Annotated in this window: 19 protein-coding genes and 14 tRNA genes; 30 read left to right on the top strand and 3 right to left on the bottom strand. The window is 59.5% G+C overall.

The window, feature by feature from the left end; genetic code table 11:
• Window positions 1-843: 843 nt before the first annotated feature.
• The 25 genes from cydA (at window position 844) to ACB030_RS10950 (ending at window position 11,393) form a co-directional block, all read left to right on the top strand.
• Window positions 844-2,400, top strand: coding sequence for a cytochrome ubiquinol oxidase subunit I (gene cydA / locus ACB030_RS11070; RefSeq protein WP_371159733.1), 1,557 nt, complete (start codon window positions 844-846; stop codon window positions 2,398-2,400).
• Between the two features lie 12 nt (window positions 2,401-2,412).
• Window positions 2,413-3,549, top strand: a complete 1,137-nt coding sequence (gene cydB, locus ACB030_RS11065) for a cytochrome d ubiquinol oxidase subunit II (RefSeq protein ID WP_371159731.1) — start codon at window positions 2,413-2,415, stop codon at window positions 3,547-3,549.
• Between the two features lie 14 nt (window positions 3,550-3,563).
• Complete coding sequence (cydX, locus tag ACB030_RS11060; protein WP_005331536.1) at window positions 3,564-3,680, top strand: cytochrome bd-I oxidase subunit CydX; 117 nt, start codon at window positions 3,564-3,566, stop codon at window positions 3,678-3,680.
• Window positions 3,667-3,978, top strand: a complete 312-nt coding sequence (locus ACB030_RS11055) for a cyd operon YbgE family protein (protein ID WP_371159729.1) — start codon at window positions 3,667-3,669, stop codon at window positions 3,976-3,978. The genes cydX and ACB030_RS11055 overlap by 14 nt, the downstream gene beginning before the upstream one ends.
• A gap of 208 nt (window positions 3,979-4,186) precedes the next feature.
• Window positions 4,187-4,594, top strand: a complete 408-nt coding sequence (gene ybgC, locus ACB030_RS11050; protein WP_005331541.1) for a tol-pal system-associated acyl-CoA thioesterase — start codon at window positions 4,187-4,189, stop codon at window positions 4,592-4,594.
• A 1-nt stretch (window position 4,595) separates the two neighbouring features.
• A complete protein-coding gene (tolQ, locus tag ACB030_RS11045; RefSeq protein ID WP_213345242.1) occupies window positions 4,596-5,273 on the top strand; it encodes a protein TolQ in 678 nt (225 codons plus the stop codon).
• Entirely contained in the window at window positions 5,274-5,720 is a 447-nt protein-coding gene (gene tolR / locus ACB030_RS11040) for a protein TolR (protein ID WP_042036135.1), read from the top strand.
• Window positions 5,721-5,725: 5 nt separating this feature from the next.
• Complete coding sequence (gene tolA / locus ACB030_RS11035; RefSeq protein WP_371159726.1) at window positions 5,726-6,859, top strand: cell envelope integrity protein TolA; 1,134 nt, start codon at window positions 5,726-5,728, stop codon at window positions 6,857-6,859.
• 93 nt (window positions 6,860-6,952) lie between these two features.
• Window positions 6,953-8,278: a Tol-Pal system beta propeller repeat protein TolB gene (gene tolB, locus ACB030_RS11030; protein ID WP_043128866.1), complete on the top strand. Its 1,326-nt coding sequence runs from the start codon at window positions 6,953-6,955 to the stop codon at window positions 8,276-8,278.
• 50 nt (window positions 8,279-8,328) lie between these two features.
• Window positions 8,329-8,853: a peptidoglycan-associated lipoprotein Pal gene (gene pal / locus ACB030_RS11025; protein ID WP_005331552.1), complete on the top strand. Its 525-nt coding sequence runs from the start codon at window positions 8,329-8,331 to the stop codon at window positions 8,851-8,853.
• A 158-nt stretch (window positions 8,854-9,011) separates the two neighbouring features.
• Complete coding sequence (gene ybgF / locus ACB030_RS11020) at window positions 9,012-9,815, top strand: tol-pal system protein YbgF (RefSeq protein WP_319912526.1); 804 nt, start codon at window positions 9,012-9,014, stop codon at window positions 9,813-9,815.
• Between the two features lie 174 nt (window positions 9,816-9,989).
• Window positions 9,990-10,065: transfer RNA gene (locus tag ACB030_RS11015), tRNA-Lys, on the top strand.
• Window positions 10,066-10,097: 32 nt separating this feature from the next.
• Window positions 10,098-10,173, top strand: a tRNA-Val gene (locus ACB030_RS11010).
• 46 nt (window positions 10,174-10,219) lie between these two features.
• A tRNA-Lys gene (locus tag ACB030_RS11005) sits at window positions 10,220-10,295 on the top strand.
• A 22-nt stretch (window positions 10,296-10,317) separates the two neighbouring features.
• Window positions 10,318-10,393, top strand: a tRNA-Val gene (locus tag ACB030_RS11000).
• A gap of 46 nt (window positions 10,394-10,439) precedes the next feature.
• A tRNA-Lys gene (locus ACB030_RS10995) sits at window positions 10,440-10,515 on the top strand.
• 22 nt (window positions 10,516-10,537) lie between these two features.
• Window positions 10,538-10,613, top strand: a tRNA-Val gene (locus ACB030_RS10990).
• A gap of 21 nt (window positions 10,614-10,634) precedes the next feature.
• A tRNA-Lys gene (locus tag ACB030_RS10985) sits at window positions 10,635-10,710 on the top strand.
• An 18-nt stretch (window positions 10,711-10,728) separates the two neighbouring features.
• Window positions 10,729-10,804: transfer RNA gene (locus ACB030_RS10980), tRNA-Val, on the top strand.
• 34 nt (window positions 10,805-10,838) lie between these two features.
• A tRNA-Lys gene (locus ACB030_RS10975) sits at window positions 10,839-10,914 on the top strand.
• An 18-nt stretch (window positions 10,915-10,932) separates the two neighbouring features.
• A tRNA-Val gene (locus ACB030_RS10970) sits at window positions 10,933-11,008 on the top strand.
• A 21-nt stretch (window positions 11,009-11,029) separates the two neighbouring features.
• Window positions 11,030-11,105, top strand: a tRNA-Lys gene (locus ACB030_RS10965).
• An 18-nt stretch (window positions 11,106-11,123) separates the two neighbouring features.
• Window positions 11,124-11,199, top strand: a tRNA-Val gene (locus ACB030_RS10960).
• Window positions 11,200-11,223: 24 nt separating this feature from the next.
• Window positions 11,224-11,299, top strand: a tRNA-Lys gene (locus tag ACB030_RS10955).
• A gap of 18 nt (window positions 11,300-11,317) precedes the next feature.
• Window positions 11,318-11,393: transfer RNA gene (locus ACB030_RS10950), tRNA-Val, on the top strand.
• Window positions 11,394-11,439: 46 nt separating this feature from the next.
• On the opposite strand, the gene ACB030_RS10945 is transcribed toward ACB030_RS10950, so the two are convergent.
• The gene (locus tag ACB030_RS10945; RefSeq protein WP_371159723.1) at window positions 11,440-13,545 is read right to left on the bottom strand and encodes a methyl-accepting chemotaxis protein; all 2,106 of its coding nucleotides are present in this window, start codon (window positions 13,543-13,545) and stop codon (window positions 11,440-11,442) included.
• A 141-nt stretch (window positions 13,546-13,686) separates the two neighbouring features.
• Here ACB030_RS10945 and nadA point away from each other — a divergent pair, with 141 nt between their 5' ends.
• The gene (gene nadA, locus ACB030_RS10940) at window positions 13,687-14,760 is read left to right on the top strand and encodes a quinolinate synthase NadA (protein WP_371159721.1); all 1,074 of its coding nucleotides are present in this window, start codon (window positions 13,687-13,689) and stop codon (window positions 14,758-14,760) included.
• 332 nt (window positions 14,761-15,092) lie between these two features.
• On the opposite strand, the gene ACB030_RS10935 is transcribed toward nadA, so the two are convergent.
• Both ACB030_RS10935 and gap read right to left on the bottom strand, forming a co-directional pair.
• Window positions 15,093-15,959, bottom strand: coding sequence for a D-hexose-6-phosphate mutarotase (locus ACB030_RS10935; RefSeq protein WP_371159719.1), 867 nt, complete (start codon window positions 15,957-15,959; stop codon window positions 15,093-15,095).
• 108 nt (window positions 15,960-16,067) lie between these two features.
• A complete protein-coding gene (gene gap, locus ACB030_RS10930; protein ID WP_005324581.1) occupies window positions 16,068-17,063 on the bottom strand; it encodes a type I glyceraldehyde-3-phosphate dehydrogenase in 996 nt (331 codons plus the stop codon).
• A 345-nt stretch (window positions 17,064-17,408) separates the two neighbouring features.
• Here gap and malQ point away from each other — a divergent pair, with 345 nt between their 5' ends.
• From malQ to msrB, 4 genes are all read left to right on the top strand, one after another.
• On the top strand, window positions 17,409-19,598 hold the full coding sequence (malQ, locus tag ACB030_RS10925) for a 4-alpha-glucanotransferase (RefSeq protein ID WP_371159717.1): 2,190 nt from the start codon (window positions 17,409-17,411) through the stop codon (window positions 19,596-19,598).
• An 82-nt stretch (window positions 19,599-19,680) separates the two neighbouring features.
• Window positions 19,681-21,858 (top strand): 1,4-alpha-glucan branching protein GlgB, encoded by a 2,178-nt coding sequence (glgB, locus tag ACB030_RS10920; protein WP_371159715.1) that lies wholly within the window; start codon window positions 19,681-19,683, stop codon window positions 21,856-21,858.
• A complete protein-coding gene (gene glgX, locus ACB030_RS10915; protein ID WP_371159714.1) occupies window positions 21,858-23,999 on the top strand; it encodes a glycogen debranching protein GlgX in 2,142 nt (713 codons plus the stop codon). The genes glgB and glgX overlap by 1 nt, the downstream gene beginning before the upstream one ends.
• Before the next feature lie 138 nt (window positions 24,000-24,137).
• Entirely contained in the window at window positions 24,138-24,530 is a 393-nt protein-coding gene (gene msrB / locus ACB030_RS10910; protein WP_371159712.1) for a peptide-methionine (R)-S-oxide reductase MsrB, read from the top strand.
• Window positions 24,531-24,573: the final 43 nt, after the last annotated feature.

Below are 24,573 nucleotides of genomic sequence, written 5' to 3'. Positions count from 1 at the left end.
CAGGATGGATGTTCACAGACAGTGAGTGCGTCTGCAGACCGGTCGGGAAAATACAAAGGAGCCGTCGCGAGGCCTCAGAGTCGGTTCATTTGATAGAGTTGAACGAACGAAAGCTTGTAGTAACGGATAGTCTTGGCAACAAACTTTTTCATCATTAATCCCAACAAACAGGTTCGAAATGTTCATCGAATACGTACCGGGAACCCGGAATGACCGGCCTGTATCCAGAGGTGTGCCCTCACTGCGAGGCGCATTGTAGGGGCTCTTGCCGGGCCGGACAAACAAGAAAATCTATGTGTTTCGGATTAGATAAATTAATGATTTGGCGAGATGGTCCTATCCGCATAAACATGTGTTTTTGTTGGTTTTAAATTGATTTCATGATGGCCTTCGCCATTCTTTAAATAACGGGTTGATAAGGGCGTTCTTTCTCATCTCGTCTATTTATTTAACAGAATTGAAACTATTTAGATGATGGCTAAAATTGATTTAAATCAAGTATTTACAGTTTGATGTTTTTTGTGAGCAAGCTCCCAAAATTAATGGGGAACGGCTTGTAAGTTGCCTTGAAAAGGCATGTATTGATGATGGGTTTACATTGATTTCAATCAAATAAAGATGATATAAAACAGCCATCATTATAGGCGGGAATAGAACTGCAGTTATTGTTTACCAGATGTTAAACATTAGCTTTTTTTGTTCCTCTATATTGCCTTGTTGTTAATGTGGTGGCAGTCGAATCCGGTCAGTCCGCGAGGGGTGATCGACCATTCGGGGACTTCCAATGGAAGCTTTGTCCTTAAAACTTAAAATAGCCGTGCCAATAATCGGTGAGGAAACATCATGATTGCTGAGCATGTGGTAGACCTATCGCGGTTCCAATTCGCTGCGACGGCCCTTTATCACTTCCTGTTTGTACCCCTGACGCTGGGAATGGCCTTCATTCTGGCGATCATGGAGTCTGTCTATGTGATGACCAACAACACAGTGTACCGGGACATGACCAAGTTCTGGGGCAAGTTGTTTGGTATCAACTTTGCCCTCGGGGTTACCACCGGGCTCACCATGGAGTTTCAGTTCGGTACCAACTGGGCTTACTACTCCCACTATGTCGGCGATATCTTCGGGGCCCCGCTGGCCATCGAAGGCCTGATGGCCTTCTTCCTGGAGTCCACCTTCGTCGGTATGTTCTTCTTCGGTTGGGATCGCCTCAGCAAGCGCCAGCATCTGGCGGCAACCTGGCTGATGGCGCTCGGGACCAACCTCTCCGCCCTCTGGATCCTGGTCGCCAACGGCTGGATGCAGAACCCGGTCGGCGCCGAGTTCAACTTCGAATCCATGCGCATGGAGATGGTGAGCTTCGCCGAGCTGGTGTTCAACCCGGTGGCGCAGGTCAAGTTCGTCCACACAGTGGCGGCGGGCTACACCACGGGCGCCATGTTCGTGCTGGGCATCTCCTCCTACTACCTGCTGAAGAATCGTGATGTGGCTTTCGCCCGTCGCTCCTTCGCCATCGCGGCCGCGTTCGGCATGGCCTCCATCCTCTCCGTGCTGATCCTGGGTGACGAGTCCGGCTACGAGACCGGGGAAGTGCAGAAGGTGAAACTGGCGGCCATCGAGGCCGAGTGGAACACAGAACCGGCCCCGGCATCCTTCACCCTGTTCGGTATTCCGAACCAGGAAGAGATGCGCACCGACTACGCCATCAAAATCCCTTATGCCCTCGGCATCATCGCGACCCGTTCCCTGGACGGTCAGGTGACCGGTCTCAAGGATCTGAAGAGCGAGCATGAAGTGCGCGTGCGCAGCGGCATGACCGCCTACGATCTGCTGACCAAGCTGCAATCCGGCGACAAGTCGGACGAGACCCGCGCTCGCTTCGACGAGGTGAAGCAGGATCTGGGCTACGGTCTGCTGCTCAAGCGTTACACCCCTAACGTGACCGACGCGACAGACGATCAGATCAAGGCCGCCGTGGATGACTCCATCCCGCAGGTGCTGCCGCTGTTCTTCGCCTTCCGCATCATGGTTGCCTGCGGCATGTTGATGCTGGTGCTGATCGGTCTGGCCTTCTATGACAGCACTCGCCACAAGATCGGTGAGCGCAAGTGGTTGCTCAAGGCGCTGCTGTACGGCATCCCGCTGCCCTGGATCGCCATCGAGGCGGGCTGGTTTGTCGCCGAGTACGGTCGCCAACCCTGGACCATCGCCGAGATGCTGCCGACCTCGGTCTCCGCATCCAATATCCCTGCGTCCGAGATCTGGTTCTCCCTGATCGGGATCTGCCTGTTCTACACCGTACTGCTGATCATCGAGATGTACCTGATGTTCAAGTATGCGCGTCTGGGCCCAAGCAGCCTGAAGACGGGCAAGTACCACTTCGAACAGAGCAAGGCATAAGGAGAGTAACCCATGTTTGATTACGAAATGTTGCGTCTGGTCTGGTGGGTGCTGGTCGGCGTGCTGCTGATCGGCTTCGCCATCACCGACGGCTTCGATATGGGGGTCGGTGCCCTGCTCCCCTTCGTCGGCAAGAAGGATGTGGAGCGTCGGGTGATGCTCAACACCATGGGGCCGCACTGGGAAGGCAACCAGGTCTGGCTGGTCACCGCGGGTGGTGCCCTGTTCGCGGCCTGGCCCATGGTCTATGCGGCGGCCTTCTCCGGCTTCTACATCGCCATGATCTTGACCCTGATGGCGCTCTTCTTCCGTCCGGTCGGCTTCAAGTACCGCTCCCTGCAGGAAGGCGCCCAGTGGCGCACCAGCTGGGACTGGGCGCTGTTCGCCGGTAGTGCCATTCCTCCCGTCATCTTCGGGGTGGCCTTCGGCAACCTGCTGCAAGGGGTTCCCTTCAGCTTCAACCAGTTCCTGATGCTGACCTACCACGGCAACTTCTTCGGCCTGCTCAACCCGTTCGGTCTGCTGGCCGGTCTGGTGAGCCTGTTCATGATAGTGACCCAGGGCGCTGCCTGGCTGATGATGAAGACCGAAGGTGAAGTGCTGGCCCGCTCCCGCACCGCCGCCATGATCTTCTCCCTGCTGACCCTGGTGCTGTTTGCCCTGGCCGGTGTCTGGGTGAGCGGCATGGATGGTTATGTGATCGTGGGCGCCGTCGCCACCGACGCCGTCACCAATCCGCTTCACAAGGAAGTGGTGGTGCAGGCCGGTGCCTGGATGCAGAACTACAACCTCTACCCCTGGATGATTGCCGCCCCCGTGCTGGGTCTGGTGATGAGCCTGCTGACCGCGCTTGCGGCCAAGCTGGGCAAGGGCTGGATGGCGTTCCTGTTCTCCTCCTTAGGCATTGCCGGCATCATACTGACCGCGGGCTTCTCCATGTTCCCGTTCGTGATGCCCTCCAGCCTGGAGCCGTCCCAGAGCCTGACCATGTGGGATGCCACCGCCTCCTTCAACACCCTCAAGGTGATGACGGTAGTCGCAGTCGTCTTCGTACCGACAGTGCTGGCTTACACCATCTGGACCTACATCAAGATGTTTGGCCGGGTGAGCAACAAGCACATCGAAGACAACCAACAATCGCTCTACTAAGAAGGTGCCCTGATATGTGGTATTTCACCTGGATCCTGGGGCTGTTGCTGGCCTGTGCGTTTGGGATCATCAATGCGCTCTGGCTGGAGCACACCGAGAACCTGGATCGTCAGATCGATGAAGACAAGTGACAGGCTCGCCCGGCTGGCCGCTCCCCTGGAGCGCCAGCCATGGCAAGGTCTGATGTTGCTGGCGGCGGCCCTGCTGGGCGTCGCCATCTTGCAGGCACCGAATCTGGTGGCCGCCAACACCAGTGACCACGGTCTCTGGCTGGCCCCCTGGCTGATGTGGGCGGTCTGCTGCGGCGTCATGCACGGACTGGGGTTCCACCCCCGCAGCCTGGTCGGGCGCCTGCTGTTTTTCCCCTGGCTCGCCTTGCCAAGCCTGTTGTACGGGCTCTGGCTGACCAGCGGTTATTACCTGTCATAAACACAGAGGGAGGCCAGACATTTTCTGCCTCCCTCTGCTTTTGTACCCCGCAGTGCGGCCGTGGTTTTGCCCCCGGCGGATCGGCCGTTATTGCCTGCCATAAAAAACAGGGGGAGATGGGATTTCCCTGTCTCCCCCTGCTTCTTTCCTATTCAGCCCTGCGCTATGATAGCCCCCCATCTGACTGTCGAATGGATCACAGATTTTTATGGGGGAAGTCTCTGAGTTTCCGGTACGTGTCTACTACGAAGACACAGACGCCGGAGGCATCGTCTACAACGCCAATTATCTCAAGTTTATGGAACGGGCTCGCACCGAGTTCCTGCGCGCCGGCGACATCGAGCAAGATGTCCTGTTGCAGGCGGGGATCGCCTTCGTGGTGAGTCGCACCGAGATCGATTTCCGCTCCGCGGCCCGCTTCAATGAACTGCTGACCGTATTGACGCAAGTGACTGAAGTGAAACGTGCTTCCATGCGCTTTTCACAGCAGATCCTGGCGGCTGATGGACGACTGATCACCCAGGCCATGGTACAGATTGCCTGTGTCAGTCATCCGCAAATGAAACCTGTTGCAATACCTGAAAAAATCAAGGGAGTGCTGTTAAGTGCACGCTGAAATTTCGTTTATTGGTCTGTTCTGGCAAGCCAGTCTGCTGGTGAAACTGGTCATGATGACCCTGATGGGCATGTCGGTCGTCTCCTGGGCGCTGATCATCCAGCGTTCCAAGGTCATCAAGGCGGCCAACCTCGCCTCGGAGCAGTTTGAAGACAGATTCTGGTCCGGCGTCGACCTCAACCGTCTCTATCAGGAGTCCTCCTCCCGCCGCGATGACATCGAAGGCATGGAAGACATCTTCTATTCCGGCTTCAAGGAGTATGCCCGCCTGCTCAAGGCTGGTGCCCGTGGCCAGGATGCGGTGATGGACGGTACCTATCGTGCCATGCGCGTCTCCCTGTCCCGTGCGGTGGACGAGCTGGAATCCAACCTGCCAGTGCTGGCGACCGTCGGCTCCATCAGTCCCTATATCGGCCTGTTTGGTACCGTATGGGGCATCATGAACGCCTTTATCGCCCTGGGGCAGGTGCAGCAGGCGACCCTGCAGATGGTGGCACCGGGCATCGCGGAGGCGCTGATCGCCACCGCCATGGGTCTGTTCGCGGCCATTCCCGCGGTTATTTTCTATAACAGATTCACCAACAAGGTGGAGAAGCTGGAGAACGCCTACGCCAACTTCATGGATGAGTTCACCACCATACTGAACCGTCAGATTGCACAGCAGCAGGGTGACAAGTAAATGCAAACCTATCAGCGGATCCGGCGCAAGAAGGTGTGCGAGATCAACGTGGTTCCCTATATCGACGTCATGCTGGTGCTGCTCATCATCTTCATGGCGGTGACGCCGGTGATCACGCAAGGGGTCAAGGTGGACCTGCCCCAGGCGGAGTCCGAGCAACTGCCCGAGGACGCCAAGCCCCCCTTCATCGTCAGCGTCAACACCGAGGGTGAGTACGTCATCAAGGCCGGTGAGGCGGATGACGAGCCAGTGCCGAGCGGCACGCCCGAGGCGATGCAGCAATACATCACCGAGAAGGCCATGGGCTATCTGGCCATCAACCAGAACGCCCCCGTGGTGGTGGCCGGTGACAAGTCCGTGCGTTACGAAGAGGTGATCCTGCTGATGGTGGCCCTCAAGAATGCGGGCGTGCCTCAGGTTGGCCTGATGACGGATCCGGTGAACTGACGGAGATGGATGTGAAGCGTGGTATTTCCGGTTATCTCGTCGCGTCGCTGCTGCTGCATCTGATCATCGGCATCATACTGCTGGTCGGCGTCGACTTCAGCAAGCCCAAGCGTCCCGAGTCGAAGGGACAGATCGTCAATGCAGTGATGCTGGACAGCGAGTTCCTGGAGCAACAGGCACAGCAGATCCAGCAGCAGAAAGCTCAGCCCAAGGCTGCCCAGCAGCAGAAAGAGAAGGACAAGGAAGACGCCGATCAGGCCCGGCGCGAGCTGGCGAAGGAGCAGGAGCGTCTGCGCATCGCCGAGACCAAGCGCAAGGAGGCCGAGGAGGCCACCCGCAAGGCCGAGACCGAGAAGCAGAAGAAGGTAGCCGAGCAGAAGCAGGCGGAAGAGAAGGCCCAGAAGGCCGAGGAAGCCCGCAAGCTGGAAGAGCAGAAGACCAAGAAAGCAGAAGCCGAACGCAAAGCGGCGGAAGCAGAGAGCAAGGCGCTGGCGCTGAAAAAGAAAAAGGAACAAGAGAAGAAAGAGGCCGAAGAGAAGGCCAAGGCGGCAGAGGCCAAGGCCAAGAAGGCTGAGGCCGACAAGAAGGCCAAGGCCGAGGCTGAGAAGAAAGCCAAGGCGGAAGCCGAGAAGAAGGCCAAGGCTGAGGCAGAGAAAAAGGCTGCAGATGAAGCCGCCAAGAAGGCAAAAGCTGACGCAGAGAAGAAGGCGAAGGCCGAGGCTGACAAGAAGGCCAAGATAGAGGCGGAGCGCAAGCGCAAGGCGGCCGAAGAGGCCAAGTTGCAGAAAGAGATGGAAGCCATGATGCAGCAGCAGCTGGAGGCTGAGGCCAATTCCCGCAGCCAGGCCGCATCGGCTGCCGCCAAGGGGGAGGTCGACAAGTACGCCGCCCTCATCAAGGCAACGGTCGAGCGCTACATGATTTTGGATCCCACCATGCGGGGCAAAACCTGTACTATCGGTGTCAAATTGGCCAGTACCGGCTTCGTCATCTCGGTGGACAGCGGCCAGGGTGACCCGGCGGTCTGCCGCTCCGGCAAGGCGGCTGTGCTGAAGGCGAATCAGTTGCCGGTGCCGAAGGATCCGGCGGCGTTCGAGATGTTGAAGGAGTTTAACCTCAAGTTAGAACCTAGCATCTAGACATGATAAAACGGGGTCATTGACCGTGGTTGGCAGCATCTGCTGATAAAGGAATTTCACCTCTCATTTTTATTGGAACAGAGTATTTAAGCCATGATAAGAAAAGTGTTTTTTGCTTTGGTTGGCTGCCTTCTGCTAGGCCAGAGCGCTCAGGCGGCCTTGGACATCGTCATCACCGGCGGTATTGACAGTGCGCGCCCCATCGCCATCGCCCCCTTCAAGTGGGAGGGCAATGGTCAACTGCCGCAGGACATCGCAGAGGTGGTCTCCAATGACCTGATGCGCAGCGGCAAGTTCAAGCCGCTGGCCCGTGGCCAGATGCCGCAGACCCCGAGCACCAGCGGCGAGATCAACTTCGCTCCCTGGGCGTCCCAGGGTGTGGAGGCCGTGGTGGTCGGTTCCATCGCGGCAGTCGGTGATGGCACCTACAAGATCAACTTCGAGCTGGTCGATGTGCTGAAGGGCCAGCTGGCCAAGACCCAGGGCGGCGAAGCGAACGGCTACATCCTCGACAGCCGCATGGCGACCATACCGGGTGCCCAGATGCGCCAGTTCGCCCACCGCATCTCCGACATCGTCTACGAGCGTCTGACCGGTGAGCGTGGTGCCTTCCTGACCCGTCTGGCCTATGTCTCCGTCCAGCAGGGCACCCAGTTCCCGTACCAGCTGCGGATCTCCGATTACGATGGCTACAACGAGAAGACCCTGCTGCGCTCCCGCGAGCCGCTGATGTCACCGGCCTGGTCGCCGGATGGCAGCAAGCTGGCCTATGTGAGCTTCGAGAACCAGAAGTCCGAGATCTATGTGCAGGACATCTATACCCAGCAACGCAGTCTGATCACCAGTTTCCGCGGCATCAACGGTGCCCCCGAGTGGTCACCAGATGGTCGCCGTTTGGCTATTGTTTTGTCCAAAGATGGGCAGCCTGATCTCTATGTTGTTGATGTTGCTAGCAAGCAACTCACTCGAGTCACAAATAACCGTACCATAGACACCGAACCCTCCTGGATGCCGGACGGTCAAACTTTGCTGTTCACCTCTGAACGTGGTGGCAAACCCCAGATTTATAGCGTAAATTTGGCGACTGGCGTCACTCGCCGGATGACCTGGGAAGGGGATTCCAATCAGGGGGCATCCATCACGCCGGACGGCAAGTCCATGGTGGTGGTGACCCGGGTTCAGGGACAATATCGCATCGCTCGCCAGGATATGGAGAACGGAGCCATGTTGGTACTGACCCAGAGTGCTCTGGACGAGTCGCCAAGTGTGGCACCCAATGGCAGCATGATCATTTATGCCACCATCTATCAGGGTCGTAAGAGTCTTGCGTTGGTGTCGACCGATGGTCGCTTCAAGGCAGTGCTTCCGACCAGTAGCGGTGAAATTCGTGCACCAGCTTGGTCGCCCTTCTTGAATTGATAAAAAAATCGATTGTTTTTTGTTTTGTTATAAAGGTTTAAGGAAATAGCATGCAACTCAATAAACTGCTCAAGGGTCTGGCCATCGCACTGCCACTGTTCACCCTGGCTGCCTGTAGTTCTTCTTCCGACTCCGACGCCGCTGGCGCCGAGTCTGGCATGACCGACGGCATGGGCGGTGTACAAACCGGTGGCGCCAACGGCATGTTGTCCCCGGAAGAGCAGATGCGTCAGAAGTTCGAAGCTCTGCAGCGCGATAACGTGATCTACTTCCCGTACGATGGTTACGACATTCAGGGTCAGTACGCCGACCTGCTGGATGCCCATGCCAGCTACCTGCGTGAGCGTCCGAGCGTCAAGGTATTGATCGAAGGCCACGCCGATGAGCGCGGTACTCCGGAATACAACATCGCCCTGGGTGAGCGTCGTGCCAAGGCCGTTGCCAAGTATCTGCAAACCCTGGGTGTGCAGGCCGAGCAGCTCTCCATCGTCAGCTATGGCGAAGAGAAGCCGCTGGATCTGTCCCACACCGAGGATGCCTTTGCCAAAAACCGCCGTGCGGTCCTGGTTTACTAAGGTTTGAACCGAACGAAGTTCGTTTATATGCAAGCGGCCATTTCGATGGCCGTTTTATTTGCACTAAACGCCAAGGTTTGATCCGAATGAAATCTGTATAAGCGAGCGACTATGGCGCTGGCCGTTTTATTTGCACTAAACGCTAAGGTTTGATCCGAATGAAATCTGTGTACAAGCAAGCTGTTGTTGCGCTGGCCGTATTGGTTGCTCTGAATGCGCATGCGGCGGCGCCTGTCAGCGATCTGGGCGGTGACTCGGGTGGTGTTGTCCTTAGCGGCAACAACGGCGCTATCGTGCCTACCGGTAGCCTGGAAGACAGGGTCGCCCTGCTGGAGCGCACCCTGAATGCCCGTCTGCGCCTGCAGGCCGAGCTGCAGCAACAGGTCGACTCCCTGCAAGGGGAGGTCTCCGAACTGCGTGGCCAGCTGGAGCAGCAGACCTACCAGATGGAGCAGTCACAAGAGCGTCAGCGCCAGCTCTATCAGGAGCTCGACAAGGTGGCCAACAGCCAGCCTGCCGCCGCAGCGCCCGCGACCCCGGCAGCCGGCGCCACGACACCTGCCGCCGCGGCCAACTACTCGACCAATCAGGACGAGAACCAAGCCTATGACGCCGCCGTGAACATGGTGCTCAAGGAGAAGAACTACGACAAGGCCATTCCTGCCTTCGAAGGGTTCATCAAGCAGTTCCCGAGCTCCAGCTATGTTCCCAATGCGCACTACTGGCTCGGCCAGCTGATGTTCAACAAGGGTGACAGAGCCGGTGCCGCCAGCCAGTTCTCCACTGTGGCGAACAAGTACAGCAAGTCGCCCAAGCGGGCCGATGCCCTGCTGAAGCTGGGTATGCTGGCGCAGCTCGACGGCAAGAAAGCGGAAGCCAAGGCCTTCTATGAGCAGGTGATCAAGGGTTATCCCAATACCTCGCCGGCCCAGTTGGCCAAGCAGAGCCTCGGCAAGCTGTAACATTGCTGCATGTCACTGTTTTCGTAACAGTCTTGTAAATACCGCTCTGCTTTGTATGCGCAGTGAACAAACAGATTTAATTTAAGATTTTTCTATTGCGCCAGGATGATAAATCCGTAATATAGGCCGCCGTCAGAGCCGGTGCAGCAGTGCGCTCGGAACTGGTCGTGGTGAGGGTCGTTAGCTCAGTCGGTAGAGCAGTTGACTTTTAATCAATTGGTCGCTGGTTCGAATCCAGCACGACCCACCATTTCTTCACAACGGGTGAAGACAGCATTCCCAGGTCGTTTAGCTCAGCTGGGAGAGCACCTCCCTTACAAGGAGGGGGTCACTGGTTCGAGCCCAGTAACGACCACCATGATTTAACATTGCCCGCCACATGCGGTCGGTGACAGGTTCAAGATGGGTCGTTAGCTCAGTCGGTAGAGCAGTTGACTCTTAATCAATTGGTCGTAGGTTCGATCCCTACACGACCCACCAATCTTGGCCACAGAGTATCCCAGGTCGTTTAGCTCAGCTGGGAGAGCACCTCCCTTACAAGGAGGGGGTCACTGGTTCGAGCCCAGTAACGACCACCATGTTTTAACACCGTCCGCCACATGCGGTTGGTGACAGGTTCAAGATGGGTCGTTAGCTCAGTCGGTAGAGCAGTTGACTCTTAATCAATTGGTCGTAGGTTCGATCCCTACACGACCCACCAATCTTGACCACAGAGAATCCCAGGTCGTTTAGCTCAGCTGGGAGAGCACCTCCCTTACAAGGAGGGGGTCACTGGTTCGAGCCCAGTAACGACCACCATGCTTTAAAAATGATACAGATGGGTCGTTAGCTCAGTCGGTAGAGCAGTTGACTTTTAATCAATTGGTCGCTGGTTCGAATCCAGCACGACCCACCATCATTCAGTCTTGCCCCAGGTCGTTTAGCTCAGCTGGGAGAGCACCTCCCTTACAAGGAGGGGGTCACTGGTTCGAGCCCAGTAACGACCACCACTTTCTTGAAATAGAAAGAAAAAATGATACAGATGGGTCGTTAGCTCAGTCGGTAGAGCAGTTGACTTTTAATCAATTGGTCGCTGGTTCGAATCCAGCACGACCCACCATCATTCAGCCTTATCCCAGGTCGTTTAGCTCAGCTGGGAGAGCACCTCCCTTACAAGGAGGGGGTCACTGGTTCGAGCCCAGTAACGACCACCATGCTTTAAAAATGATACAGATGGGTCGTTAGCTCAGTCGGTAGAGCAGTTGACTTTTAATCAATTGGTCGCTGGTTCGAATCCAGCACGACCCACCATCATTCAGCTTTATCCCAGGTCGTTTAGCTCAGCTGGGAGAGCACCTCCCTTACAAGGAGGGGGTCACTGGTTCGAGCCCAGTAACGACCACCATGCTTTGAAAAAAATGATACAGATGGGTCGTTAGCTCAGTCGGTAGAGCAGTTGACTTTTAATCAATTGGTCGCTGGTTCGAATCCAGCACGACCCACCATCATTCAGCTTTATCCCAGGTCGTTTAGCTCAGCTGGGAGAGCACCTCCCTTACAAGGAGGGGGTCACTGGTTCGAGCCCAGTAACGACCACCAGATTGAAAAAAAGCCCGCAGCAATGCGGGCTTTTTTTATTCGCTCGTCAGGTGCGCAGCCGATCGAGTTCGTTGGCCAGCGTGGTTGCCGCCTGCTCCAGCTCCTCGCTCAAGAGGTGGCTGGCACTCGCCTCCTGCCCCAGGGCGGTGGCGGTATCCCCAATGCGCATCAGATTCTGGTTGATGCTATCGCTGACGGCGCTCTGCTGCTCGGCGGCGGTAGCCACCTGGCTGATGTGATCATGGATCTGCTGGATCTGGCTCACCACCTGATTGAGTGCCTCGAAGGCCTGCTCGGTTCCCTCGACCGTGCTGACGGATCGGGTGATGCCCGTATTCATCAGCTGCTGGCTGCTGGTGACCTCGGTTTGCAGACTGCCGATGAGCTGGCCTATCTCGTCGGTGGATGAACGGGTCTTGTTGGCTAGGGCTCTCACTTCATCTGCCACCACGGCAAAGCCCCTGCCCATGTCGCCAGCCCGCGCCGCCTCTATGGCCGCATTGAGTGCCAGCAGGTTGGTCTGCTCGGCGATGGCCCGGATCACGTCGAGAATGTGGCTGATGTTGGTGCTGCGCTGGGCCACCTGCGCCACCGCCTTGTCCGCCTGGTGCATGTCCTCTACCAGAGTGTGGATCTCGCTGCGGGCCCGGCTCAAGGTCTGCTGGGCCCTTTGTATATGGTGGGTGGCCGTTTCCGACTCTTGCGCAGCCTGCTCGGCGTGACCCGCCACGCTGACCGCCGTGGTGCTCATCTCGTGCATGGCACTGACCACGCTCTCCAGCTCCAGACTCTGCTCGTCCAGGCTGCTGCGCATGGCATCCGCCGTCTGCTTCATGCCCCTTGCCTGCTGGTGTACCTGCTGGCCAATCTGCTTGCTGCCCTGCACCATGGCCCTCAGTTTGCCGAGGAAGGCATTGAGGTGTTTACCGAGTTCGATGAGCTCCTGGTGGGTGTCGATGCGCATCTGCTGGGTCAGATCCCCCTCATTGCTGGCGAGGTGGGAGACGTGGCGGCTGATGAGGGAGAGGGGGGCCGTGATGCTCTGAATGAACCAGACGAGCAGAGCCAGTGCCACCATGGTGATGACGACTATGGTCATCAGCTGCTGTTGCTGGGTGGCTTGCAGCAGGCTGCCAAGCTGGTTGCTGATGGTGTTGGCCTGACTGAGGGCGAGTGCCTTGGGCACCTTGATCATCAGCCACCACTGGCTGTCGGCGGCGTCGATCTTGATGGGTTGCTGCAGGATGAAGTCGCTGTCGCTATCCCTGGGCTTGCCATCTGGCGCCACCAGTCCGGCCTCCGTCAGGGGGCGCCCCAGCTTGTCTGCATGGCGGTTGCTGCCGACGATAAAGCCCATCTTGCTGACCAGGGTCACCTCGGCCTGATTGTCATACAGACTCTTGCCGAGGCGCTCGGCCAGTTGCTGGAAGATGGGCAGGTTCATGTCGACCCCGGCGATCCCGGCAAACTTGCCCCCCTTGAGGATGGGGACCGTCAGGCTGGTCATCAGCATCTGCTTGCCAGGGCTTATCTCGTAGAGGTAGGGCTCCATCAGACAGGGGCGCAGGCTGTCACGGCCACAGAGATACCACTCGCTGTTGCGAATGCCGAACTCGTTGCGCGAGGTATCGAACTTGGCTTCGCTGGTTGCCGCATCTATCTGTTGCTGCGCAATCTGGCCATTCAGCTCCCGGGTGAAGTACACCTCCAGACTGCCCTTGCCCGCGACCGAGTGTGTTGCCCCCGTCTGCCAGCTGGCATCCTGCCCGTCATAGCCATCGGGTTCGAACTGGGCATAGATAGAGCTGATCCCCTCAGCCTGACGCAGGCGGCTGCCAAGCAGCAGCTCCACCTGCGGGCGGCTCGGCATCAGCTCCGGCTGTGCCATGCCGTCTTCGAGCTGTGCGGCTATCCCCAGCGGTATCTGGTAGGACTGCTGCAACAGGTCGGCGATTTGCACGGCATAGCGCTCGGCCTGGAATTGCAGGGTGCGCGATACCTCCTGCTCCAGGGCGCCGCGAGTCTGGGTCATGATGTCATTGCGCAGGGTGTTCAGGGAGGCAGACTGCATCAGGGTCATGGCGACGCCACTGGCGAGAAAGAGGCCCAGGGTGAGCAGCAGCAACTTGGTTTTGAGCGAGCGTTGTTTCATTCGACAACTCCTTTTGGCAAGAATGACAACGATACATCCGGGCGGGTTCTGACCGTTTTACTGTACTGGATTTGTTGATGGGTTTGTGCGCGGCTTCTGGTTATAATTTTGGCCTTTCCAAGCGTTGATGGAACAGTCGCAATGAGCAATGCACTGAGCAGTGTCCCTCCGGTCATCGAGATGGACTATCCCTTTCCGGTCAAACCGGCTCCCCTGACTGCCGAACAGAAGGCGGCCCTGATCATCGAGATCAAGGCGCTGCTCGAGGCGCGTCAGGCCGTGCTGGTTGCCCACTACTACACGGATCCCGAGATCCAGGCGCTGGCCGAGGCCACCGGCGGTTTCGTCGGCGACTCCCTCGAGATGGCTCGCTTCGGTCGTGATCACGCCGCCCAGACCCTGATCGTGGCCGGTGTGCGCTTCATGGGGGAGACCTCCAAGATCCTGAGCCCCCACAAGCGGGTGCTGATGCCGACCCTGGAGGCGGAGTGCTCCCTGGATCTGGGCTGCCCCATCGACCAGTTCTCCGCCTTCTGCGATGCCCATCCCGACCATATAGTCGTGGTCTATGCCAATACCTCGGCGGCGGTGAAGGCGCGGGCTGACTGGGTGGTCACCTCCAGCATCGCGCTGGAGATAGTCGAGCACCTGGACAGCCAGGGCCACAAGATCATCTGGGGGCCGGACAGACACCTGGGTGCCTACATCGAGAAGAAGACGGGCGCCGAGATGCTGCGCTGGCAGGGCCACTGTATCGTCCACGACGAGTTCAAGGCCAAGGCCCTGCGCGAGCTCAAGGCCCAGAACCCGGATGCGGCCGTGCTGGTGCACCCGGAGTCCCCGGCTTCCGTCATCGAACTGGCGGATGCGGTGGGGTCTACCAGCCAGCTCATCAAGGCGGCCCGCGAGCTGCCCCAGCAGAAGCTGATCGTGGCGACCGACCGCGGCATCTTCTACAAGATGCAGCAGGCCTGCCCGGAGAAGGAGATGGTGGAGGCACCGACCGGTGGCGATGGCGCCACCTGCCGTAGCTGCGCCCACTGTCCCTGGATGGCGATGAACGGCCTGGTGGCGATCAAGGAGGCTCTGACCGATGGCGCCGAGCGTCACGAGATTTTGGTGGACGAGGAGTTGCGGGTGAAGGCGCTGATCCCGCTGGATCGCATGCTGAACTTCGCCGCCGAGCTCAAGCTCAAGACTCAAGGTAACGCCTGAGTGTGCGAAGAGTTGAATAGAAAGGCTGAATAGAAGAGGGCACCCGTTGGGGTGCCCTCTTTCGTTATGGGTTTCGCGAAGACGAAGATCAGATGATCACGGTAGAGAAGCTGTGCTCCTCGTTAGGCGCCACAGTGATGCCGGCGTCGGCGGTGATGGCTGCCTCGACACAGAGGCTGGAGTGATAGCCCTCATCGCCCGCCCCGCGGGCTCAGATGATCACGGTGGAGAAGCTGTGTTCCTCGTCCGGTACAACAGTGATGCCAGCGTCGGCGGTGATGGCTGCCTCGACACAGAGGCTGGAGTGATAGCCCTCATCGCCTGCCCCGGGCTCAGATGATCACGGTGGAGAAGCTGTGCTCCTCGTCCGGTACAACAGTGATGCCGGCGTCAGCGGTTATGGCTGCCTCGACACAGAGCATGGTGCGGTAGCCGTCGTCGCTCATGTCCGCCATGGCGGTGGCCCCTTCCAGCCAGGGGGTCCAGACCACGACGCTGTCGTTGTTGCCGCTCACCACTTTAGTGGTGCGATCGCCATCCTTGACCATCACCATGGCCTCGGCTTGGTGGTAGACCCGATCAATGGCAGCTGTGAGCGTCAGAGCGCCCTGCTGCTGCCCATCCTGACCCGTCAGCTTGTCGGCATAAGGCTCACCCAGGCCGGTCACGCTGACGGCCTCTGGGCGGCTTATCTGCAGATAGGTGTGCAGGGCCGCATTGTAGGTGAGGGGCGTCTTGCCGGTGTTGCGGGTGGTCATAACCAGGGAGAGCTCCTTGCCCACCAGCACATCCAGTTCCAGCTCGAAGGCGTGGGGCCAGAGGGCACGGGTTGACTCATTGTCACGCAGAGACAGATGGACCAGGGTGCCATCCCCGTGATCGGAGACACCATCCAGGGTCCACAGGCTGGTGCGGGCGAAGCCATGGGCCGGCTTGCCGCTGCCGACGCGAGCGGGGGAGGGGCCGAACCAGGGCCAGCACAGGGGGATGCCGCCCCGAATCGGCTTGCTGCCATTCAGCACTGCCTTGTCGCTGAGCCAGAGCGAGGCGGGTTCGCCGTGGCGCTGGTAGCGCAGTACATGGGCGCCAAACAGGCTGATCTCCGCCCTGGCATGCTCGTTGTTGATGGTCAGCAGAGGCTGGCCATCAGCGGGGTGGCTGAGGGTACAGTGGGCTGTCAGAGTACGTGTCGGTTGCATGGAGACTCCTGTGCTCGCGCACATTCAAGAAAGAGGTCGGCAGATCCAGAATACAAAAAGGCGGCCAATGGCCGCCTTTTTTCAAGCTACGCGATTGCGCATCCCAAATTACTTGGAGATGTGAGCGATCAGGTCCAGAACCTTGCTGGAGTAGCCCATTTCGTTGTCGTACCAGGATACGACTTTAACGAATTTGTCGTTCAGTGCGATACCAGCCTTGGCATCGAACACGGAGGTCTGACGCTCACCCAGGAAGTCGGTGGAAACCACTTGATCTTCGGTGTAGCCCAGTACGCCCTTCATGGAGCCTTCGGAGGCTGCTTTCATGGCTGCGCAGATTTCTGCGTAGGTGGCAGCTTTCTTCAGGTTGACGGTCAGGTCAACAACGGACACGTCCGGAGTCGGTACGCGGAAAGCCATACCGGTCAGTTTGCCGTTCAGTTCCGGGATAACAACGCCAACAGCCTTGGCTGCACCGGTAGAGGACGGGATGATGTTCTGAGCCGCACCGCGGCCACCGCGCCAGTCTTTGGCAGACGGACCATCAACGGTCTTCTGGGTAGCAGTGGTAGCGTGGACGGTGGTCATCAGGCCGGATTCGATACCGAAGGTATCGTTCAGAACCTTGGCGATCGGGGCCAGGCAGTTGGTGGTGCAGGAAGCGTTGGAAACGATGTCCTGGCCAGCGTAGGTAGAATCGTTAACACCCATGACGAACATAGGGGTAGCGTCTTTGGACGGGCCGGTCAGTACGACTTTCTTGGCACCGGCAGCGATGTGCTTGCGAGCAGTGGCGTCGTCCAGGAACAGACCGGTAGCTTCGGCAACAACGTCAACACCGATGGCATCCCATTTCAGGTTTGCCGGGTCACGTTCAGCGGTAACACGTACGGTTTTGCCGTTAACGATCAGGTTGCCGTCTTTAACTTCAACGGTGCCCTTGAAACGACCGTGAGTTGAATCGTACTTCAGCATGTAAGCCATGTAGTCAACGTCGATCAGGTCGTTGATACCAACCACTTCGATGTCAGCACGCTCAGCGGCCAGACGGAAAACGAAACGACCGATACGGCCAAAACCGTTAATACCTACTTTGATAGTCATAATTGGTTACCTAACTGTTCAGTAGTCAAAGAAAATTCCGTTTGTAAATTTACTAGAACTCACCGGTGAGTCAACCAACAATCTGCGCGAAATTGCGCTATATCATGAAAAACTGTGAAATTTATTTTCGTTTTATGTAACTGGCTACCAACTTTTGTCGAATGCATCATCAGCGGATCCGGTCGCAGAGATCAACAATAGTGCCTGCCCGGTCACACATCCGGCCGGGGAGATATGTAAAAATGTGCGCGGTTTAGCATGGCCAAAGAGCCACTGTTCAAGTACCACCCATAAAAATTAATCACAAATAGTGTAGATAGAATCCACAGCGGGAATTCTCAAACTATGACCACCCTGATTGAACAGCTGGCTGCCGCCAAAGGTATCGCCAGTGAGTATGTTGATGCCTGGGGCCACCCGGCCCAGGTATCCGAAGAGAGCAAGGCCGCCATGCTGGGCGCCATGGGCTACCGCGTCGACGACGAGGCCGCCCTGACCGAGCAGCTGGAGCAGGAGCACCGTCAGCACTGGTTGCGGCCTCTGGACCCCGTGATGGTGGTGCGCAGTGGTGAGCCCATCAGCCTCGAGGTTCGTCTGCCCATAGAGTTCGTCAATGACGCCCTCCACTGGCAGATAGTGCTGGAGCAGGGTGCCCTGTTGTCCGGCCAGCTGACCCCCATCGAAGGGGAGCTGGTCGGCGTCGCCGAATTTGAAGAGATGGAGTGCCAGGCCTATAGGGTCGCGCTGGATGTGCAGCCGGAGCTCGGCTATCACCAGCTGGTGCTGCTGGAAGAGGGCAACGACGAGCCGCTCGCCACCATGCGCCTCATCGTCGCACCCAAGTCCTGCTACAAGCAGGCGCCGATTGCCAACGGCCGCAAGGTGTGGGGCCCGAGCGTGCAGCTCTACTGCCTGCGCAGCCGCCACAACTGGGGCATAGGTGATTTCAGCGATCTTGGCCAGCTGGTCGAGAAGGCCGCAGCCTGGGGAGCCCACTTCGTGGGGCTGAACCCCATCCACGCCCTCTATCCGGCGAATCCCGAGAGTGCCAGCCCCTACAGCCCCTCTTCCCGTCGCTGGCTCAACGTGGCCTACATCAACGTGGAAGCCGTGCCCGAGTTTCTTGCCAACGAGCGGCTCAAGGCCGATGTGGCGAGCCCGGCCTTCCAGCAGCATCTGGCCTCCCTGCGGGCCAAGGAGAACGTGGATTACACCGGCGTCATCGAGACCAAGATCGGCATGCTGCGTCAGGTGTTCGATGAAGCCAGCTTCAGTGCCGAGCGTCAGGCCGCCTTCGATGCCTTCGTTGCCGCCGGTGGCGACAGCCTGCAACAGCAGGCCGCCTTCGATGCTCTGCAGGCCCACTTCTATGGCAAGGGTGAGAACGCCTGGGGCTGGCCGGTCTGGCCGGATGCCTTCCGCGATTACCACAACCCGGAAGTGGCGGCCTGGATGGCCGAACACCAACAGGACGTGAATTTCTACCTCTACCTGCAGTTCCTGGCCGATGAGCAGTTGGCGCAAGCCGATGCCCGCGCCAAGGCGGCCGGCATGGTGATGGGGATCTACCGGGATCTGGCGGTGGGCGTCTCCGAAGGCTCCACCGAGATCTGGGCCAACCGGGATCTCTACTGCCCGAAGGCCTCGGTCGGTGCGCCGCCCGACATCCTGGGCCCCCTCGGTCAGAACTGGGGCCTGCCCCCGATGAACCCGAACCAGCTGTTCGAGGCGGCCTATCAGCCCATGGTGGATCTGTTCCGCGCCAACATGCGTGCCTGCGGCGCGCTGCGCATCGACCACGTGATGGCCTTGCTGCGCCTGTGGTGGGTTCCGCCCGGAGCGTCCGCCGCCAAGGGCGCCTACATCTACTATCCGGTCAACGACCTGCTGGGGATACTTGCCCTCGAGTCCCACCGTAACCAGTGCCTGCTGATCGGTGAAGATCTCGGCACCGTGCCGGAAGGGATAGACGTCACCCTCAAAGAGAACGGGGTTCACTCCTACAAGGTGTTCTTCTTCGAGCGCTCCAAGGACGACGGCGGTTTCATCTCCCCGGCCCACTACACCGAGCAGGCGATGTCGGCCCTGACCACCCACGACATGCCGACCCTGAAGGGCTTCTGGCATTGCGACGATCTGGCGCTGGGCCGCGAGCTGGGCCTGTACCCGGATGAAGAGGTACTCAAGACCCTGTATGCTGATCGCCACCAGGCCAAGCAGCGGATCCTTGACAGCCTGCATGCCCATGGGGTCATCTCTGGCAACATCAGCCATGACGTGAACTGGGTCGGGATGAACACCGAACTCAACCATGGCCTGCAACTGCATATGTCCCGCGGCAGCTGTGCCCTGTTCAGTACCCAGCTGGAAGACTGGCTGGAGATGGACAAGCCGGTCAACGTGCCGGGCACCAGTTACGAATACCCGAACTGGCGTCGCAAGCTTTCAAAGGATCTGGAAGATATTTTTGCCGATGAGGCGCTCAAGACGCTGGCGGGCAAGATGAGCCAGGCCCGTGACGAGGCCAGTCGTTGAGCCCCTGCTGTCAACATGTGACTCACTTTCATCCGCTTCGGCCCAGGCTGGAGCGGATGTTCAGCCATGAAAGGAAATGTCGATGCCCGTTGAACGTTTGGTTGCCGCCCGCTGTGCCGATCCCTTCTCCCATCTAGGCCTGCAGGCCAATCCGGATGGGGCAGGCCTGAAACTGACGGCCTGGTTGCCCGATGCGCTCGAGGTCCGGGTCAGGGACCTCAAGTCAGGCAAGATAGTTGCCACCCTGACCTCCGCCGACGAAGCGGGCCTTTTTGAAACTGTTTTCACTCGCCGCAAGAATCCCTTCCCCTACCAGCTGATCGCCAGCTACGCCGATGCCAGTGCCGAATCCATCGACCCCTATCAATTCCAGGCTGCCGCCTGGGAAGGCCTGGCCGAGCTGAGCTTCCAGCCGGAAAACCTCTATCACACCCTGGGCGCGCAGCTGCGCACCGTGGAGCACCTCGGCCAGCAGGTGGCGGGGGTGCGCTTCGCCGTCTATGCGCCGAGCGCCACGGCCGTGAGCCTGATCGGCGATTTCAACTTCTGGGATGGCCGTCGCCACCCCATGCAGCGCAGCCAGTGCGGTCACTGGGTGCTGTTCGTGCCGGGCCTCAAGGCCGGGGATCGCTACAAGTTCGAACTCAAAGATCCGGCCGGCCATCGGCTGCCCCACAAGAGCGATCCGGTCGGCTTCTACTGCGAGCAGTACCCGTCGTTCGCCTCCGTCATCCACGACCACGAGCAGTACCAGTGGCAGGATGCCGCCTGGCGCGAGAGCCAGCGCAACGACAAGCGGGAGCAGCCGCTCTCCATCTACGAGCTGCACGTGGGCTCCTGGAAGCGTCACCCCAACGGCGACAGCCTGAACTGGCGCGAGCTGGCGGTGGAGCTGGTCAACTATGTCACCGAGATGGGCTACACCCACATCGAGCTGATGCCGGTCTCCGAGCACCCCTTCAGCGGTTCCTGGGGCTATCAGCCGGTGGGCATGTTCTCCCCCACCAGTCGCTACGGCAGTGCCGATGACTTCAAGCATTTCGTCGACGCCTGCCACCAGGCCGGCATAGGCGTCATCCTCGACTGGGTGCCGGCACACTTCCCGGCGGATGCCCATGGTCTCGCCCGCTTCGACGGCACCCCGCTCTACGAGTACGAGGATCCGCGCCGTGGCTGGCACCCGGACTGGAACTCCTACATCTACGATTTCGGTCGCAACAACGTGCGCCAGTTCCTGGTGGCGAGCGCCCTGTTCTGGCTCGACAAGTTCCACATCGACGGCCTGCGAGTGGATGCGGTGGCCTCCATGCTCTATCTGGACTATTCCCGCAACGCCGGTGAGTGGGTGCCGAACATCGACGGGGGCAACCACAACTACGAGGCGATCAGCCTGCTCAAGTGGACCAACGAGGAGGTATACGGCAAGTATCCCCACACCATGACCATAGCCGAGGAGTCCACCGCCTTCGCCGGTGTCTCCAAACCCACCTTCCTCGGTGGCCTCGGGTTTGGCTTCAAGTGGAATATGGGCTGGATGCACGACACCCTGAGCTACATGCAGAAGGAGCCTATCCACCGCCGTTATCACCACAACGAGATGACCTTCTCCATGGTCTATCACTATGACGAGAACTTCATCCTGGCCCTGTCCCACGACGAGGTGGTGCACGGCAAGCACTCCCTGCTTTACAAGATGCCGGGGGACGAGTGGCAGCAGGCCGCGAACCTGCGGGCCTACATGGGCTTCATGTATGGCCATCCGGGCAAGAAGCTCAACTTCATGGGCACCGAGATCGCCCAGAGCAACGAGTGGAATCACGATGCCCAACTGCCCTGGCACCTGCTGCAATTCCCCAAGCACGGCGGCCAGCAGCGCCTGATCCGCGATCTCAACCGGCTCTATCGTCATGAAGCTGCCTTGTATCAGGCGGATTATGAGCGCGGCGGCTTCCGCTGGCTGGATCACAACGATGCCGACAACAGCATCTTCGCCTGGCTGCGCGCCGACAAGCAGGGGGCCAATCCTGTGGTGATCGCCTCCAACTTCACCCCGGTGCCGCGCCTCGCCTATCGCCTCGGGGTGCCAGCGGCGGGCCGCTATGCCGTGGTGCTCAACACCGACAGCGAGCATTACTGGGGCAGCAACTATGATGTGGGTTTGGCCTTCGTCGCCGAGCCGACCCCATGGCAGGGGATGGCGCACAGCATAGTGCTGGACTTGCCGCCGCTCGCGACCTTGTTCATCAAACAGGAGTCCTGATGTTTGTAATGGAAAATGGGGTGGACTACCCGCTGGGAGCCCGGCTCGACGAGGCAGGCTGCCACTTCTGTGTCTGGGCCCCCCAATCGGACAAGGTGGAGCTCTGTCTGTTCGACGAGCAGGAGCAGGAGCTGGTCCGGCTGGCCCTGCCCGGCCGGCGCGGCCAATACAGATTCGGCTATGTGCGCGGGGTGCGGGCCGGTCAGCGTTACGGCTACCGGGTTCATGGCATGCCCCAGGAGGGCATGCTGTTCGACCCCGACAAGCTGCTGATCGACCCCTATGCCAGGGCGCTCAGCCGGGCGACCCGCTGGGATGACGATCTCTATCAGGGGGACAGCGCGGCCATGGTGGCCAAGTCGGTGGTGGTGGACGATGCCTTCGACTGGCAGGGGGTCGGCAAGCCCGGGATCCCGCCCGAGCGGGTGGTGCTCTACGAGACCCATGTCAAGGGCTTCACCCGCCAGCATCCCGGGGTGCCCGAGGCGCTGCGGGGCACCTATCTGGGGGTCAGTCACCCGCTGATGATCGAACACCTGCTCTCTCTCGGGGTCACCTCGGTGCAGCTGATGCCGGTGGCCGCCTTCATGTCGGAGCCCCGCCTGGAGCAGCTTGGCCTCACCAACTACTGGGGCTACAACCCCATCGCCTTCTTCGCCCCCGAGCCGCGCTATGGTGCGGGGGAGGCGGTGACCGAGTTCAAGACCATGGTGCGCGAGCTGCACCGGGTCGGGCTCGAGGTGATACTGGACGTGGTCTACAACCACACCGCCGAATCCGGTGTCGACGGCCCCATGCTCTCCCTCAAGGGGTTCGACAACGCGGGTTACTACGCCTTCGAGACCGGGGCCCATGGCCCTGACTACCAGCGCCACGCCAACGTCACCGGCTGCGGCAACAGCGTCAACCTGGATCACCCCAACAGCCTGCGACTGGTGCTCGATGCCCTGCGCTACTGGGTCACCGAGATGCAGGTGGATGGTTTCCGCTTCGATCTGGCGGTCACCCTGGCGCGGGAGGCGGGGGAGTTCGATCCCATGAGCGCCTTCTTCAAGGCCCTGCTGGCGGATCCCGTGCTGGCGCGGGTGAGGCTGATTGCCGAGCCCTGGGACATAGGCCCCTTCGGCTATCGCCTCGGCCAGTTCCCGAGCCAGTGGCTGGAGATAAACGACCGCTATCGCGACACGGTACGCGCCTTCTGGCGCGGCGATGCGGGCAAGATGGGAGACTTCGCCACCCGGCTGGCGGGGTCGCGGGATCTCTTCCCGAAGAACTGGCGCTCCCCCCACACCAGCGTCAACTACCTCTGCTATCACGACGGCTTCACCCTGGAGGATCTGGTCTCCTACAACCAGCGCCATAACCAGGCCAACGGCGAGGACAACAGAGACGGCCACGGCAACAACCTCTCCTACAACCACGGGGTGGAGGGGCCGACCCTGGACCCCAGAGTGAACAACCTGCGCCAGCAGCAGAAGCGCAACCTCATTGCCACCCTGCTGCTCTCCCAGGGCACGCCGCACTTCCTGGCCGGGGACGAGATGGGCCGCAGCCAGCTTGGCAACAACAACGCCTACTGCCAGGACAACCAGATAAGCTGGGTCAACTGGCAGCTGCGCCCCGAGGATGAACGGCTGCTCGCCTTCACCCGTCAGATGATGGCGCTGCGGGCGGAGTCGGGGGTCTTCGCCAACCTGCAACTGAGCGACGATAGCTGGAACGGCGCCTCGACCAGCTGCCACAGCGTCAACTGGTATCACCCCGATGGCCATCAGCTCACCGATCAGGACTGGCACGCTCCCATGGGGCAGGCGTTCGCCATGGACATCGGCATGCTGGCGTGCGGCGGGGAGCGCTGGTACGTGCTGTTCAACGCCAGCGACTACGACATCCAGTTCCGCCTGCCGCCGCCGGGGGAAGGGCTGGAGTGGATCCAGACCATAGACACCGCCACCAACGACGGCCTGCCCTTCCTGCCGGACGACATCAAGCGGCAGGTGGCGGTGGGGCGTGCCCACTCCCTCAAATTGCTGGAGCGGGTTTCGCTGCCGGCGGTGGCGCTGGCCAAGGAAGGGGTGGTCGCCACGCCGGATGTTGCCGCCGTGTTGCCAACGGGATCACAGTTCCCGCTGGCGGGGTAGAGTCGGGGCGTCCGAGTGGGTATGCTGGGCGCCGTGATAAATGGCAAGGAGTCGGTATGAACGGCAACAATCCCGAGCAATGGTGCAACAAGTTGAATACTGAGAGCCGAGCAGTGTCATGTTTGGCAAGGGGTTAATATGAGCAGCAACAATCCCGAGCAATGGCGCAGCAAATTGAGTGCCGAACAGTTTCACGTTTGCTGGGAGAAGGGCACAGAGCGCCCTTACAGCGGCGCCCTGCTGCACAATCGCAAGAGCGGTGACTACCTCTGCGTCTGCTGCAAGGGCGTACTGTTCCATGCAGATGCCAAGTTTGACTCCGGCTGCGGCTGGCCCTCCTTCGATCGGGCCATCGAGGGGACAGTGACCTACACAGAAGATCGCAGCCACGGCATGGCAAGGGTGGAGATCACCTGCAGCCAGTGCGGCTCCCACCTGGGGCACGTCTTCCCGGACGGGCCGACCGAGACAGGCCAGCGCTACTGCGTCAACAGCCTGAGCCTGGACTTCGAACCCGATACGGACGCCTGAGAGTGTCAGAAACGAAAAATGGCGCCTCCGCTTGCGGAGGCGC

Source organism: Aeromonas sp. S16(2024) (assembly GCF_041403065.1).
In the GTDB taxonomy this organism is placed as follows: Bacteria; Pseudomonadota; Gammaproteobacteria; order Enterobacterales; family Aeromonadaceae; genus Aeromonas.
The sequence above is the reverse complement of the archived record's forward strand: the minus strand, read 5'-3'. Positions and strand labels throughout refer to the sequence as shown.